This is a genomic window from Staphylococcus sp. Marseille-Q5304, from assembly GCF_943737015.1.
Lineage (GTDB): Bacteria > Bacillota > Bacilli > Staphylococcales > Staphylococcaceae > Staphylococcus > Staphylococcus hsinchuensis.
The window spans coordinates 1474314-1490719 of the sequence record NZ_CALSFP010000001.1; the positions used below are offsets into that span (position 1 = coordinate 1474314).

17 protein-coding genes are annotated in these 16406 nt (G+C 32.8%); 7 read left to right on the forward strand and 10 right to left on the reverse strand.

The window, feature by feature from the left end:
• Nucleotides 1-232: 232 nt before the first annotated feature.
• Both NGI30_RS07315 and ltaA read left to right on the forward strand, forming a co-directional pair.
• Nucleotides 233-1408, forward strand: coding sequence for a diglucosyl diacylglycerol synthase (locus NGI30_RS07315; protein ID WP_251519437.1), 1176 nt, complete (start codon nt 233-235; stop codon nt 1406-1408).
• Nucleotides 1386-2582 (forward strand): lipoteichoic acid biosynthesis MFS flippase LtaA, encoded by a 1197-nt coding sequence (gene ltaA / locus NGI30_RS07320; protein WP_251519436.1) that lies wholly within the window; start codon nt 1386-1388, stop codon nt 2580-2582. Before NGI30_RS07315 ends, ltaA begins: the two co-directional genes overlap by 23 nt.
• 143 nt (nt 2583-2725) lie before the next feature.
• Here the strand turns inward: ltaA and NGI30_RS07325 are convergent, their stop codons facing one another.
• Together NGI30_RS07325 and NGI30_RS07330 are read right to left on the reverse strand one after the other, a co-directional pair.
• Nucleotides 2726-3235, reverse strand: a complete 510-nt coding sequence (locus NGI30_RS07325) for a YjcG family protein (RefSeq protein WP_251519435.1) — start codon at nt 3233-3235, stop codon at nt 2726-2728.
• Nucleotides 3236-3312: 77 nt separating this feature from the next.
• Nucleotides 3313-4068, reverse strand: a complete 756-nt coding sequence (locus NGI30_RS07330; protein ID WP_251943198.1) for an esterase family protein — start codon at nt 4066-4068, stop codon at nt 3313-3315.
• Nucleotides 4069-4276: 208 nt separating this feature from the next.
• Between NGI30_RS07330 and cozEa the strand changes: the two genes are divergently transcribed.
• Nucleotides 4277-5362, forward strand: a complete 1086-nt coding sequence (gene cozEa / locus NGI30_RS07335; RefSeq protein ID WP_251519431.1) for a lipoteichoic acid biosynthesis protein CozEa — start codon at nt 4277-4279, stop codon at nt 5360-5362.
• 248 nt (nt 5363-5610) lie between these two features.
• Here the strand turns inward: cozEa and fabI are convergent, their stop codons facing one another.
• From fabI to NGI30_RS07370, 7 genes are all read right to left on the reverse strand, one after another.
• Nucleotides 5611-6381, reverse strand: coding sequence for an enoyl-ACP reductase FabI (gene fabI / locus NGI30_RS07340; RefSeq protein WP_251519429.1), 771 nt, complete (start codon nt 6379-6381; stop codon nt 5611-5613).
• A gap of 220 nt (nt 6382-6601) precedes the next feature.
• Nucleotides 6602-8440, reverse strand: a complete 1839-nt coding sequence (locus NGI30_RS07345; protein ID WP_251519427.1) for a monovalent cation:proton antiporter family protein — start codon at nt 8438-8440, stop codon at nt 6602-6604.
• Nucleotides 8441-8450: 10 nt separating this feature from the next.
• On the reverse strand, nt 8451-9836 hold the full coding sequence (mgtE, locus tag NGI30_RS07350) for a magnesium transporter (RefSeq protein ID WP_251519424.1): 1386 nt from the start codon (nt 9834-9836) through the stop codon (nt 8451-8453).
• Nucleotides 9837-9861: 25 nt separating this feature from the next.
• Nucleotides 9862-10716 carry an RluA family pseudouridine synthase gene (locus NGI30_RS07355; RefSeq protein WP_251943200.1) on the reverse strand — a complete coding sequence of 285 codons (855 nt, stop codon included), beginning with the start codon at nt 10714-10716 and terminating at the stop codon, nt 9862-9864.
• Entirely contained in the window at nt 10716-11525 is an 810-nt protein-coding gene (locus NGI30_RS07360) for an NAD kinase (RefSeq protein ID WP_251519420.1), read from the reverse strand. The genes NGI30_RS07355 and NGI30_RS07360 overlap by 1 nt, the downstream gene beginning before the upstream one ends.
• A 10-nt stretch (nt 11526-11535) precedes the next feature.
• Entirely contained in the window at nt 11536-12171 is a 636-nt protein-coding gene (gene yjbM, locus NGI30_RS07365) for a GTP diphosphokinase (RefSeq protein WP_251519418.1), read from the reverse strand.
• Between the two features lie 17 nt (nt 12172-12188).
• Nucleotides 12189-12536 carry a UPF0738 family protein gene (locus NGI30_RS07370; protein WP_251943202.1) on the reverse strand — a complete coding sequence of 116 codons (348 nt, stop codon included), beginning with the start codon at nt 12534-12536 and terminating at the stop codon, nt 12189-12191.
• A 182-nt stretch (nt 12537-12718) separates the two neighbouring features.
• On the opposite strand from NGI30_RS07370, the gene NGI30_RS07375 reads away from it, so the two are divergent.
• The 3 genes from NGI30_RS07375 to yjbH all read left to right on the forward strand — a co-directional run bounded on the left by NGI30_RS07375 (nt 12719) and on the right by yjbH (nt 14568).
• Nucleotides 12719-13318, forward strand: a complete 600-nt coding sequence (locus NGI30_RS07375) for a CYTH domain-containing protein (protein ID WP_251519414.1) — start codon at nt 12719-12721, stop codon at nt 13316-13318.
• A gap of 70 nt (nt 13319-13388) precedes the next feature.
• Nucleotides 13389-13760: a truncated hemoglobin YjbI gene (locus NGI30_RS07380; protein WP_251943204.1), complete on the forward strand. Its 372-nt coding sequence runs from the start codon at nt 13389-13391 to the stop codon at nt 13758-13760.
• Between the two features lie 16 nt (nt 13761-13776).
• Entirely contained in the window at nt 13777-14568 is a 792-nt protein-coding gene (gene yjbH / locus NGI30_RS07385) for a protease adaptor protein YjbH (protein WP_251519410.1), read from the forward strand.
• Between the two features lie 86 nt (nt 14569-14654).
• Here the strand turns inward: yjbH and NGI30_RS07390 are convergent, their stop codons facing one another.
• Nucleotides 14655-15293 (reverse strand): FMN-dependent NADH-azoreductase, encoded by a 639-nt coding sequence (locus NGI30_RS07390; protein WP_251943205.1) that lies wholly within the window; start codon nt 15291-15293, stop codon nt 14655-14657.
• A gap of 80 nt (nt 15294-15373) precedes the next feature.
• Between NGI30_RS07390 and NGI30_RS07395 the strand changes: the two genes are divergently transcribed.
• On the forward strand, nt 15374-16309 hold the full coding sequence (locus tag NGI30_RS07395) for a helix-turn-helix transcriptional regulator (protein ID WP_251519406.1): 936 nt from the start codon (nt 15374-15376) through the stop codon (nt 16307-16309).
• The last annotated feature ends 97 nt before the right edge of the window (nt 16310-16406 follow it).

A 16406-nucleotide genomic window follows, 5' to 3' on the forward strand; every position in this document is an offset into this window, starting at 1 on the left:
AATTTGTTAAAATTTTCTATATAATTTCTTAAATCGCTCTGAATTAAACACAACTTCCTATATTAATGGTATTGTATAGGTGTAAATAGATATCTTTTCGCATTAAGTATGATTTATTTCAATTCCCTATATAAAATGATATATTATTTAATAAATGTGTTTTTTCTTTCACTTGGGAAGAAAATGCGTTAAACTATGTACGATATAATTACTCTATTGGAGGGTGGCTTTAATGGTTACTCAAAATAAAAAAATACTGATTATTACTGGATCGTTTGGAAATGGTCATTTACAAGTTACACAAAGTATCGTAAATCAATTTAATGAAATGAAATTAGATAACTTAACAGTGATTGAACATGATTTATTCTTAGAAGCACATCCAATCCTGACATCCCTTACTAAAAAATGGTATATAAATAGCTTTAAATATTTTAGAAATATGTACAAAGCATTTTACTATAGTCGCCCAGATCAGCTGGATAAATGCTTCTATAAATATTATGGAATTAATAAACTCATCAACTTACTGTTAAAGGAAAAGCCTGACCTTATTCTTCTAACGTTCCCAACTCCTGTAATGTCAGTATTAACTGAGCAATTTGATATGAACATTCCAATTGCAACAGTTATGACAGATTATAGAATGCATAAGAATTGGGTAACCCCTTTCTCTCAAAGATATTACGTAGCAACTAAAGATTTGAAACAAGAATTCAAAGATATTGGTATTCCTAGCGAGAGTATTAAAGTAACTGGAATCCCAATCGCAGATAAATTTGAAGAAGAGATTGATAAGACATCTTGGTTGCAGCAAAACAATTTAGATCCTTCTAAACCAACAATTCTTATGTCTGCAGGTGCCTTTGGTGTTTCTAAAGGTTTCGATCAAATGATTAAAGAAATTCTTGCTAGCAGTCCACATTCTCAAGTCGTAATGATTTGTGGTAAGAGTAAAGAATTAAAGCGTACGTTATCAGCGCAATTTAAAGATTATGATAATGTGCTCATATTAGGCTATACTAAACATATGAACGAATGGATGGCATCAAGTCAATTAATGATTACTAAGCCTGGTGGCATCACAATCTCAGAAGCGTTAACACGTCAAATACCAATGATTTTCCTTAACCCAGCACCAGGTCAAGAACTTGAAAATGCAATTTATTTTGAAGAAAAAGGCTATGGACGTATTGCAAATACACCTGAAGAAGCGATTCAACAAGTCTCAAAACTAACACATTCACCAACAAAATTATCATCAATGTCACAAACAATGAGTGAAGCACGCATTCAATATTCTACATACAAATTGTGTAAAGATCTTTTAGATTTATTGAATCATTCATCTCGTTATGAAGATGTGTACGGAAAGGTTCCATTATATGCAAAGCTCTTCGTTAAATAATCAACATATTTCTAAAAACTTCATAATTATGTTAGTCATCTTGTTTCTTATGGAATTTGCGAGAGGCATGTATGTACTAAGCTACTTATCATTATTGCCAACTGCGACTTCTGTTGCAGTTGGTATTACATCTACCGCAATATCTGCACACTTTATTTCGGATGCAGCAACTAATTTTGTCATCGGATTTTTATTAAAACGATACGGATCAAAGTTAGTTCTAACGACAGGATTCCTTCTCGCATTCCTCAGTTTATTTTTAGTTATTTGGTTCCCAACCTCACCGTTCGTATTAATCGCGAGTGCGATTTTATTAGGTATCGCAGTTAGCCCGATTTGGGTGATTATGCTTGCGAGTGTAGATGATGAACATCGCGGTAAACAGATGGGCTATGTTTACTTCTCATGGCTCATCGGTTTAATGGTCGGTATGGTTGGTATGAATCTTATATTTAAATTCCACCCTACACACTTTACTTTTATGATGGCATTAATGGTGTTAGTGGCTTGGATTTTATACTATTTCGTTAAAATTAAACTAACGAATTATAATACGCGACCAGTGAAAGAGCAATTAGGTCAAATTGTTAGCGTAACAAAGCGACATAAGATTCTGTTCCCAGGTATATTACTACAAGGTACAGCGATTACCGCGTTAGTACCTATTTTACCTAAATATGCCAAAGAAGTTGTTCATGTTTCAACTATAGAATACACAGTCGCACTAATACTCGGAGGTATTGGTTGTGGCTTCTCAATGTTATTTTTATCTAAGATTATTGATAACAATAGCAGACAATTCATGCATATTATGATCTTTAGTGGTTTTGTTATTTATACAATCATGATTTTCTTATTCTCAATTATTAATAATATTATTGTTGTGTGGATATTAGCAGCCTTCCTAGGTTTAATGTACGGTTTACTATTACCAGCATGGAATACATTTATGGCTGGCAATATTCATAAAGAGGAACAAGAGGAAACTTGGGGCGTGTTTAATAGTGTTCAAGGTTTCGGATCTATGATTGGTCCTATCGTCGGTGGTATGATTTACGAAGTATCTAAATCATTCGACTTACCATTCTATTTCGCCTCACTCGTTTTCTTATTCTTAACGGTATTCTACGGCATTTATTTCATGAAACAACGCCGAGCTATTCAGAATAAATAACATATAAAAAACGCCACGCATTATCTTATTACAGATAATGCGTGGCGTTTTATGTTGTAGGTAAAGTAAGTATGTTAAATTTCGTAGTTTATGTTAATCACTTAAATCGATATTTTGCTACACTTTGTCTTTACCTCGTTCAATTATGCTAAGTTATAGTTTTCAAGTAGTTGCCACTTTTCTTCTTCTTCATTGAAGTAAACAAGTGATAACTGATCTATTGTTTCTTTATAATCAATACCAGCTAATTTTAATTGACCATAAACATCTTCAAATTCTTGGCTTGTTAAACCTTGTGCAATTGTAAAGTGTGGAACGAATGGGTGATCTGGTTCACCATAGAAGTCACCTTTGTTAAAGTTATTAAATAGTTTTTCTAATGCTTCTGTTTTTGCAACTTTAAAATAAATTACATTTGTGATTGGAGCAAATGTTGAAGCTTTTGTAGCGTGTACATCTACAGCTGAAACACCTTCAACACGTGCTTTAATTTCTTCTTTTACAGACTCTAAATCACTATCTTTGATTTCAAATTGCCCTTTTATTGTGATATGAGGCATAATAATAGCGTAGTGATTATCATAACGCTTACGATATGCATTCACTTCATCTTGAAAATCTTTTGACGGAATTAATGCTAATCCTAAAATCATTTAAATTCCTCCTTTGTTTAACATAACTCTATTATATCAAATTTTCGAAAAATTCGTTACTTTAAACCACATTCTCTTTATGAATTTTCAAAAGAAATGTTTTCAGATAAGAAATATATTAATAAATCATCTAATAGATTTTTCCAATATTTCCATCGATGTCCGCCTTCAAACTCCTCATAATGGTAAGTAATATCTTGACTTTCAATAATTTTGTTGAGTTGTCTATTCGGTGTTAAAAAGTCTGCCCTTTTGCCAGTTGTTGGTAATTCGAAATCCTTTTCGTCTAAACCTACGACATGCCAAATGTTCAATTGTTCCTTAAACTGACATCTATCAATAAGTGTGTCAATGACTTCATCATATTGTGGGCTTAGCATACCGACTTGGCTAAAGACATTTGGATAACAAAGTACTGACATTAACGCAACACTACCTGCAAGGCTATCACCAAAGACAAGTCGACCATTGCCTACTTTGAATGAGGAAAATGTTTTATCTACATATGGTAAGATTTCGTTTGCTAAGGCTTTAACTGTTTGTGGCGTACGCTCGCCTCTTGGATGAAACTCTTCACGTCGTTTTTCAACAGTTTCATAATGAAAACCTACAAATATTGCTCTTTCTATTTTATCTTCATCTCTTAGACGTTCATAAGTTTGATGGATTCTGCCATATCTGAAAAAATCTAGACCATCAAAACAAAAAACGACTTTATGTTTGAATAATTCCGTATAATCTTTCGGTAAATAGATAGATAAAGTAATGTCTCTATCTAAAATTTCGCTTGGAAAATTTATTTTATTTACGATACCTGGTTGAAATTCACTCATCAGCCATGTGCCTCCCTTTGTTGTCTTATTGTAATTGTATCAACTGATTAAAAAATTTAAAATAAAACAGATTCAAACACGGTCTATTGTCATTTTTATGAATTTTGTGGAATAAATTTTCCAATATTAATTATTCCTTCTTTTGTTCTATTCATTTATAAGCTATACTTGAAATTACTAAATCAATTTATTCAGGAGGAACTTTCCAATGCTCAATAAAGTTTGGTTCAGGACAGGCATCGCATTGTTGATCCTATTTTTACTGATCAAATTAATCATGGAAGTCCACAGTGTGTTTACTCCCCTATTGGTTATTATTCAATCAGTATTAATTCCTATGTTACTTAGCGGTTTTTTATTTTATATATGTTTACCGTTTCAAAAGTTATTAGAGAAATATAATATTCCACGGTGGGGTAGTATTAGTATTATCTTCCTCGTGTTAATTATTATTGTAGGGGTAATTATTGGTTTCGTTGGTCCAATGATTGTGAGTCAAATCGAAAACTTAATCTCACAAATTCCATCATTACAAAAAGATATCCAGAAAATGGTTAACTTTGGCTTAGATCAAATGAAACGTCTACCTCCAGATGTCACTGAACGTATTAACAAAATGGTTCAATCTATGAGTAAGACATCAACGAATGTATTGTCTAATTCATTAAGCTATGTTACATCATTTATTTCAACATTATTCTTACTCATCATGGTTCCTTTCTTCTTAATATATATGTTAAAGGATCACGAGAAATTCATTCCATTTATCGCTCGTATTTTTAATGGCGATAGAAAAATCTTTGTAGTTAATCTTTTAAAAGATCTTGATTTCACTTTAAGATCTTATATTCAAGGACAAGTTACAGTCAGCCTTATACTCGGTGTGATTTTATTTATTGGTTATTCAATCGTTGGTTTAAAATACACATTGTTACTCGTACTATTCGCATGTGTAGCAAACATGATTCCATTCTTAGGACCTTGGTTAGCATTCACACCAGCGGCAATCATAGCAATCATTCAAAGTCCTGCAACATTTATTTGGGTATGTGTCATTACTTTAATCGCACAACAATTAGAAGGTAATGTCATCACGCCAAATATTATGGGTAAATCATTAAGTATTCACCCACTAACGATTATCGTAGTTATACTAGCTGCAGGTAACTTAGGTGGCTTTGCTTTAGTACTCGTGGCTGTGCCATTATATGCCACAATCAAAACGATTGTTAAAAATATATTCCAATACAGACAACAAATTATGGAAAAAGCAAGTAGCGACGTTAAAGATTAATACAATATATTGAACGAACAACCCAAATGCGAAACGCATTTGGGTTGTTTTTGTTTTAAATAAAAAACTGGGAGCGGGACAGAAATCGAATTTTCTAATAGAGATTTCGTAGTCCCACCCCGGCAAGGATGACTAGGATTGAAAAAAGCTTGTTCTAAGCGCATTTTCAATTCAGACATCTACTGCCAAGTTGAAAAAGAGTCTGAGACACCTATTTTTGTCTCAGACTCAGTTTATTTTAATAGATTTTATTTCACGATATGGTAACCACTATCTACGTGGATGTTCTCACCTGTAACACCACTTGAAAGGTCGCTTAATAAGTAAGCAGCTGTTTTACCTACTTCTTCTTGGTCTACATTACGTTTAAGTGGTGCACGTTCTTCAATTTCTTTAAGGATTGTGTTGAAGCCTCCAACACCTTTAGCACTTAATGTGCGGATAGGTCCAGCAGAAATTGCATTTACACGAATGTTATCTTCACCTAAATCAGAAGCTAAGTAACGTACATTCGCTTCTAAACTTGCTTTAGCAACACCCATAACGTTGTAGTTTTGAACTGCAAATTCTCCGCCTAAATATGTTGTAGCAACGATGCTACCACCTTCTGACATTAACTTCTTCGCTTCTCTTGCAACAATTGTTAAAGAGAAAGAACTAATGTCTTGAGCTAATAAGAAACCATCACGTGACGTATCTGAAAAACGTCCACGTAAATCTTCCATATTAGCGAACGCGATTGAATGATAAACACCGTCAATTGAGCCAATGTCTTTACCAATTTGTTCGAATCCATTTATTACGTCATCATCACTTTGAACGTCAATTTGGTACATTTTTGGTTCTTTTTGGTTAAGTTGTTCAACTAATTTTTCTAATTCTTTTTTACTACGTTCTTTACGGTAAGTAAATACTAAGTTCGCACCAAATTGATCTAGTACTTTCGCAACACCGAAACCGATACTGCGTTTATTAGCGATACCCATAATGACAAACGTTTTATTTTCTAAATTAAACATGAATGACTTTCTCCTTTTTGTTAATTCATAATATAAACTGGTTCGAAGTTTTAGAGTTGTTTTCCTTATTTCGACGCCAATTCTTTTATCCTCATTTTAACATTGGCTTACCTTGGAAAACAATTTATATTACATATCACAACGATTTCAACGTAAATATGCCAACAAATTTTAAAACATTATAATCATTTTCTCTTTTTTACAGAATACATACGTGAACTTAATAATACAATTCTAATTCGCGTTTTAATTCATCCACATATTCTTTCGAGCCTGTAACGATTAATCTGTCACGATAACGCAATTGCGTGTCTCCATGAGGTACGATAGATTCATTATTTCTAATAATTCGCACGAAGATAATATCTCCATCGAACGGGAAATTTCGTAGTTGAATTTGATCATACTGATGATTTAACATCGCAATTTCATAAAGTGATGTTTCTACGTTACTTAAGATGTTAAGCATATTTGGTGTTTCAATTAAACCTTTGAGTAAAATCTTATTACTCATATAACTACTGAATACTTCGACACCTTGACTTTGTAATGCTTCATCTTCTGATCTAGACTCTAGTCTGCAGATAACACGTTTAACACCGTGCTTTTTAGCCATTAAGGCAACTTTACGGTTGATATCATCATCATTTGTAGAACAAACAACAATATTTCGTGAGAACAGACCTAATCGCTCTAACAAATCCTCTTCGTAGTCTGCGATTTCTATCATTGATATCGCATCTGACAACTTACGTTTATCGCTGAGGTCATTTCTATAATATAGAGAAACTTGGTATAATTGCGAGGATAAGTTTTGCGCAATTGGTATCGTTAGTTGGTTTTTACCAATCATACTCACTTCAATTTGTCGTGCAGCTTCGTCTGGTATAGGGAATAGCTTTTTAAATACCATAGGCACGAATACACATGTGATGACTGCACTTAAAATTAATATACCTGAAACCTCTGACGAAATCGTCTTCAACTGTTCAGCAATTTTCGCTGATGCGATAACTAACGATAACGTCGATGTTAAAAGAAATGCTGAAGCAGTGGTCGTTTTTAAATCGAACCATCTACGTATATAAAAGACTGGAATGAGCTTAGAAATTAAAAATGCTAAGATCAGTATTGGAATAATGATTAATAACGATGGTTCCTTTATTAATTGTGGAATATTTAAATCCACACCTACCATTATGAAAAATATAGGAATGAAGAAACCGTAACCAAATGAATCTAATTTCTCCACCATATCTTCCTCAGGTCCAAGTAACGAAACAATAACACCTGCTAAAAAGGCACCTAATATGTTTTCAGCACCTACACCTTCAGCGAGTGCAACTAATAATAAAATCAATGCAAACACGGCACGTATACCAATTTGCGTCGTACCATCCATCAACTTTTGTAAGAAATTGGCTTTTTTAAATTTAACACCAATAAAGTAGAAGATAATTGTAAATACTACAAGAATACCGATTAACCATAACGAAGCGCCACCTTTAGCGTGCATCGCCCCATACGCTGTTAAAAGTATCATTGTAAATAAATCTGCTAATACGGCAACAAGTAATATAAATTGGCCTATTGTCGTACGCATAATATTCATTTCCTTTAAAGTAGGAACGACAACACCTAAAGAAATCGTAGAGATGATAATCACCATTAAGAGTACATCATCAATAAGTCCAAACAGTTTAAACATATATGCTAATATGATTGAAATTATCATGATAAACATAAAGACAATCATAGCAATCTTCAAATGACTTGGTTCTTTTTTCTGTTGTTGCTCGGCAGGTTCATTTTTATCTTTTTTAAAGGCTTTAAAATCAATTTCCAAACCACTTAAAAACATTAAAAATATAAAACCGAGTGTAGATAAGATATTCAGCATCTCATCTCGCTCGACTAATTTTAAAAATGAATCACCGATAATAATACCCATTAAAATTTCTGCAACGACGACTGGCAGAAACGAAATTCTTAATCTATTAACTAAAATGGGCGTCAAAAATGCACAAATAACGACGACCACGAGTGATATAAATTCCATATAACCCCCCCTATGTTAAGTAAGTCATAAATGAAGTTGCTAAACCAAAGTAAATTAGCATACTTACAATATCATTGATAGTCGTAATGAATGGACCACTCGCCACAGCGGGGTCAATATTTAATTTATTCATTACAAGTGGAATCATCGAACCAACTAACGTACCAACAGTCATAGCAATCGTTAAACTTGCGCCAACAATCATTGCTAAAATTGGTTGATGATAAAGTACGATGATAATTAACGATAGTAAAATGGCACAAACTAAACCACTAAAGAAGCCACTACCCGCTTCTCTTAATGCGACTTTAAATTTGCTCTGTTCATCTATTTCACCAGTTGAAATATTACGAACCGATACGGCAAGTGACTGTGTCCCTGAATTTCCGGACATCCCACTGATAATAGGTATAAATGCAGCCAACAATGCAACTTTTGATAAAGTCTCTTCAAAAGAACCTAATATTGTAGCTGTAATCATACCAAGGAATGTAAGAATTATGAGCCAAGGCAAACGTTTAAATGCAGTCTTAAATACTGAGTCATTGGTTGCATCGACATCTGATACACCGGCTAAACGAGAGTAGTCTTCACTTGCCTCTTCATCCATGACGTCTAAAATATCATCGATAGTAATGATACCTAATAAATGATCTTGATAATCTACAACAGGCATGGCAATGAAATCATAATCTCGCATTTTTTGTGCAACATCTTCTTGGTCATCCGCTGCATTAGCCGAAATCACACGTTCGCTCATAATGTCTTCAATATAAGCATCATTTTCTGCAACAATTAAATCACGTAAAGATAAGACCCCTGCTAATTGCTTATCGTCATTTACTGTAAAGATGACATAAATCGTCTCAGCATCAGGTGCTTGATCTTTAACTTGTATCATTGCTTCTCTAACTGGCATCGTTGCCTTTAAAGAGATGTACTCAGTGGTCATAATACCACCGGCTGTATCCTCTTCATAATGTAACAATGCTTTTATTTCTTTAGCATCTTCACGTTTCATTAATGTCAGCAAACTTACTACCTTTTGCTTAGACAAATGATTCATAATATCAACGGAGTTATCATAAGACATGTTCTCCAGAACTTTACTCGCGTAATTTGCATTCATCTTATCAAACAAATCTTCATATTCGTCTTTATCAATTTCTAATTGTTCGAAGAAATCTGCAACTTCTGCTGGAGATAACACTTCATAGATGCGTTGACGAATTTCTTCATCACTGTCTTCAAAATATTCACTTTGCTCATAATTGTGCATTGATAAAAATTCATCACGAAATTGATCAATGTCGTTATCTTTTAATAATTGATCTAGTAATGCTTGATCGTATACTTGTTCATCATCTAATGTAATAGATTCTTTTTCATTGGCCACATTCCCACCTCCATGAATGGTTAAATTATATCATATTAAATATTGATTCTATCGCTTTATAACGATCAACCACTACAATATTTTCATGTGTAATTGGATGTTCAAACTCAACTTGAACACAACGTAACAATTGATGTTTATACTGACTATGTAAACCATTATATAACGAATCGCCTACAAGTGAATGCCCAATATGTTTAAAATGTACACGAATTTGATGTGTCCGACCTGTTAATAAACGGACCTCACATAAACTATATTGGTCTGTGCGATCTAAACATCGAAACATTGTTTTAGCTTGTTTGCCATTTTTGTCTACTCGTCGTTCTATAATACTTGAAGGGGCTCTAGCAATTGGAGCATTGATGATACCTTCTTGTTCAATTTGACCATAACAAATACAATAATAGCGTTTATCTATATTTACTTTTGACATTAAATAGTGTATGAAACCATGTTTTGCGAAGATGACGATACCTGCCGTATTTCTATCAAGCCGTGTAACAATATGAGGGTTGTACACTTGTTCAGTTTGGTTAAAGTATCCGAGTACTTGTTCTACTAAACTATGATGCTTATGTTCACGTGAAGGTGCACAGTTTTGGTTAGGTGGTTTAGATACAATTAATAAATATTGATCTTCATATAATATTTTTAACGAATCCGTATAAGGAATCAGATTTTGACTCGGTACTTCTTTATTAAGATGAATATCTAATTGATCATCTATTTCTAACTGTTTTCGCACTGTTACTGGCTCATTATTTACAAATATAGCGCCATTATTTTTAATGGCGCTTATAGTCTTCTTTGAATAATCATTATTTTGTAAAAATGTTCTTAACAGTATTGGAGATTTAATTTGATATGAAAACTTCATTACTCTCCATCACCACTTGAAATAAATGAATCATGCACCCTTTTCCAAAATGGAAATGGTCTAAATCGAGCAAATCTAATTTTCTCATTAGCAACACGGAATTGAATGGCATTAACATTTTTATGCTTGACACTGACATGATCAATCGTCGTTAAAATAGAATCGTGGTTCACTGGTGTGATTAAACAAGTATGATGTTTTGGTAGCACGAGTGGTGCCCCTACTGTTCTAAATACGCGATTATTAATCGATGCAATTTCTGCCATCTGAATTGCTTCTAATGAAGGATGTATTAAAGCGCCACCTAAAGCTTTGTTATATGCTGTTGAGCCTGAAGGTGTGGATATACACAAACCATCTCCTCTGAAGCGTTCAAATTGGTTGCCACGTATATTGACGTCAACAACTAATGTCGTACCATTTTCAGTTTTCATTGTCGCTTCATTTAAAGCTAAATATCTCGTCTCATAACCATTATTATTATATCTCACAATAATTTCCAACAATGGGTATTCTATCACTTGGAATTCAGAGTTGTTAATTTCTATAATCAATTTTTCAACTTCATGTGGTAACCAATCCGCATAAAATCCTAAATGTCCAGTATGTACCCCGACAAAGGCACATCGTGAAAGCATGTGACTATAGTGATGAAACGCTTGGAGCAACGTGCCATCTCCGCCTACCGATATGACTATTTCAGGATTCTCAGTATCTTCCACCATTTGAAAATCTTTCATGTAACTTATCATCTTATGCTTAAGTGCATTGGATTTTGAATCGCCTTTAGATAAAATCGTATATCGCAAGATGCCACCCCTAGTCATTATTATGCTTCTTAGCACGTTTTTTAGAATAATACTTTTGCGCTTCTTGAATTTCTTCTTTAATTTCTGACATTTCTTCATCAAGTAAGTAAGCCGCTTCAGCAGCACGCTCTAAACGATGTTGTATTTCTGGAGGATAATCTCCATCATATTTATATCGCAATGTGTGTTCGATAGTTGCCCAAAAATTCATCGCTAACGTTCTAATTTGAATTTCAGCTAATATCTTCTTCTCGCCATCTAAAGTTTCAATTGGATACTCGATAATGACATGAAATGAACGATAACCGCTTTGTTTTGTATTACTAATATAATCTCGCTCTTCAATCACTTTAAAATCTTGGCGTTGTCTCAATAAATTAACTACGTTATCAATATCATCAACAAATTGACACATTAAACGTAGACCGGCAATATCATACATTTCTTCATGCAAACGATCAAACGGAATACCACGTTTGTTCGCTTTATCGATAATACTTGTCATTGGTTTCACTCGACCAGTAACAAATTCAATTGGCGATGCATGATCAACAACATCATATTGCTTCCTGAGACCCTTTAATTTAACTTTTAACTCGTCAACTGCCTGTTTATAAGGCGATAAAAATTGATCCCATTGATTCATTGTGCCTCAACTCCACTTCACTCTAGTTCGAATGTCTTTTCAACTGCTGACACAAACTCCTTACCATAATTTGGATTTTCTTCTATACTATCCAATATGTAATTAAATTCTGTATCGAATTGTTTTAATTCTAAATTATCATTTACGATAATCTTTTTACCTTTATTTTCATGAAGCATAGACCACGTTTCTTGCACAAAAATTAAATATGAATATGACTGACCATCATCTAATATATATGCAAAGCTATATTTATCGCTGTCGGCAAGCATTTGACCTGCTTCTTCTAAACCTTCTGTTGATTCCTCTGTATAACATAAAATACTGTCATCAGTAATTTTCATTTCGTTCACATAAATTCGCACGGTTATACCTCCTTATTCCTCATTATTTTAACATAATTTAATTATACATAACACGTGTCAAGGACATATTAAAACCGTTCCACTTTGTATAACAACTATATAATAACTGAACCACATCAATTTAAAATATGTGGTATGTGTTTTAAAATATTATTAAGACTGATATAGAGGAGTGGTACGAAGTGAGTACAAACAATGAAATTGAATTTAAACAATTACTAACTAATAAGGAATATGAAAGTTTCTACAATACATATTTTCAAGGTGAACAACCATTCAAACAAACTAACTTTTACATCGATACACCAGATTTCCAACTCATGTCTAAACTTTGTGCATTACGTATTAGAGTTAAAGATAGTCAATATGAAATGACTTTAAAAACACCTTCAGAAGTCGGACTAATGGAATACAACGAACCAACAGACATTAAACCACAAATAGATGATCAAGTCTCAGCTACTCAACTACCACATTCAATTCGTGAGCAGCTCGACCAATTGCAAATTAACCAAGATAACCTTGTCATCTTGGGCTCATTAACTACCGAACGATTAGAACGTCCTCTTGAAGAAAACTTAATCGTATTAGATAAAAGTACATACTTAGGTTATGAAGACTATGAATTGGAATTCGAAGTAACGGATTACGATAAAGGACTTGAACAATTTAAATCTATTCTTGATCAATTTGATATTGAACACGTTGATCCAGACAATAAAGTAAAAAGATTTTTCGATAGAAAGCAAAAATTAAACAAGAAACCTAACGATAACGGGTAAAGAGTCGAATTACTTCCATATGCTATGATTCGTGTTATATTAGTAATATATTAAATGATACGGTGATAATATGACACAAACACCTTTCGAAATAATCGGACGTGATGCGCTCTATCAAATGATAGATCATTTTTACTATCTCGTAGAAAGAGATGACAGAATCAATCATCTTTTTCCTGAGAATTTTGAAGAAACGAGTAGAAAGCAAAAGCAATTTTTAACACAATTTTTAGGTGGGCCCAACTTATATACAGAAGAACATGGACACTCTATGCTTAAAAGAAGGCACTTAAACTTTACTATTACTAATTATGAACGTGATGCATGGTTAGAAAATATGTATATTGCTATACAACACGCAAATTTCCCTTACGGTGTCGGTGATTATTTATACGAACGATTGCGCATAACAGCAAATCATATGGTGAACTCTGAAATATAATTGTAGGTGAAATAACATGGCTGAAGAATTAAAGTTAATACATGCACAAAGTCGTGAAGATTCAAATCTTTCACCTGTAAGTAAGATAGAAATTTATTCTTTTTTCGACCCATTTAGTAAAGAATGCTTTAAACTATCAGCAATACTTTCTAAATTAAGAATTGAATATAAACAATATGTCAGTATTAGACATATTTTGAACCCTTCGTTACGCGTATTGACGAAATGCCAAGCGCAAAGCACCTCAGACCTCGACAACATTGCCCTATCTTATAAGGCAGCAGAACTACAAGGTCGTTTACGTGCTGAACGATTTATCCATCTCGTACAAAATGAAATTATTCCAAAAAGGGATATTATTACAGAAGCGATGGTCAATAATTGTATCAAAAATGCAGGACTTGATTATGAAGTCTTTAAAGAAGACTTGCATAACAGTAAACTACGCGATAGTTTACAAGTTGACTTGCATATTGCACGCGAAATGGATATTGAAGAAGCACCTACACTTGTATTCTTTAACGAAGATGTGCATGAAGAAGGCTTGAAAGTTGAAGGTTTATATCCGTATCATATTTATACGTATATCATTAATGAATTAATTGGTACTTCTATAGAAAAAGAACTTCCACCCACTTTAGAGCAATATATTCAACAACAACAATTAGTGACAATGGAAGAACTACTAACGATTTATGAATGGCCTGAAAAGTTAATGAATAAGGAATTGAAAAAACTCGCCCTACAACAAAAGGTTGAAAAACTTAAGACACCAGATGGGAAGTTTTGGAAATCTAAAATGAAATAAATTAAAGAAAAAACTGGGAAATAATTGCCAGTAAAAGCCCATCAAAGATTGAAGGATCTTTGATGGGCTTATCTTATATATCAATATTATTTATAAAATTCCTCAAATGCTATATCTAAATTCTGAGAAGCTTTTTGCATTACTTCTTCTTCCGGTAGGATTGCAGTCCCTTCTGCGCGTACTACATAGAATTTATCAAACCCCATTATATTTTCGAACATTTCCTTTAAGTAACGGTATGAAAAATCAAGCGGTGTATAGCGATCATCATTAGTATATATAGATCCACTCGCTTGGAGTAACAGCGCTTTATAATTATCCGTCATTAAACCGACTGATCCCTCTTTCGTATATTTAAATGTTTCTCGAGCAAGCATAATATTATCCATATAGTCTTTCATTTTAGAAGTAATATTAAAGTTATGAAGTGGCGTAACAATTACAATTCGCTGTGCCCCTTTAAACTGTTCCAATAATTTTTTAGATAGTTGTGCTAAATGTTGTTCCTCTGTAGTTAAACTTTGTTTATGACGTTGTTTATCCCAAGTGTTGAGTAATTGTTGTTGTGTTACTTGAGGAATCTCTATATCATATAAGTTTATTATTTCTAATTTATTGTTTGTAAAAACTTTTTGATACTTTTCTATAAACATATTTTCTAACTTAAGTGAGAAAGATTGTTCATTATTAAAATCAGGGTGCGCATTAATAATTAATGTCTTCATCAAATCGACTCCTTTTTTATGATACACTCATTATAAATCGTTAAGGTGTCAGAATAAGTCACCTTTAAAAGGAGAATTTGATGAAAAAATCAGAACGATTAAATCAAGAACTCATTTTTCTGAGTGGCAAAAGTAGTTTTCAGTTAAAAGATTTAATTGAAGAATTTAATATTTCAAAAAGAACCGCAATTAGAGATATTAAAGAACTTGAAAATATGGGGTTAACTATTTATGTCGATCAAGGTCGATATGGTGGATATAAAATTATTAATCAAAATTTATTAACGCCCATTCATTTTAATAACGATGAAATTTTAGCCATATTCTTCGCCTTAAAGTCTTTAAATTCCTTATCAAGTACGCCATTTAACAAAACATACAAACAAATCAGAGAGAAACTTTACGCCACATTACCAAAGTACGCACAAGACAATCTCACAAAAACCCTATCGTTCATCGAATACTATACACCTGATATTATGAATAACTTTAACTATCTATCGGACATTTTATATTCTATTATGTATGAACAGATGATTGAAATCTCATATTCTACTTCTAAATCTAGAAGCTTTCACTTTCAAGTATATGAATTATTTTACAGAAATGGCATTTGGTTTATAGAAGGTTTTGATCTTTCTAATGAAAAATGGGGTATTTTTCGTTGTGATTATATAGCTGCATTAGTGATTAAAGACACTCAGAAAAACTTATTATCGAGAACACAATTAGAAAATTATAAAAAGCAATACGATGAAAGTTATCGAAATATACCGTTTAAATGTCAATTAAATGAGGATGGTGTTGAATCATTCAAGAAAAATCATTACCCAAGCATGCATTTAGAATACATTGATCATATCCCTTTTATCATTGGTTTTTATAATGAGGATGAACTTGAATATATGATTCGATATTTAATTTCGTTAGGACAAAATGTAAAAATCATTTATCCCGCACAACTCAAAACGAACTATTTGAATGCATTAAAAAGCATAATTAGCTCATATGAATAATGAATATGCTTTTATGAAATTTTCAATCAAATATTTCCATTAAATTTAAGTTTCTTGAAGATACTAAAAAATGGCATAAAAAAACGCCGTGTCTGAT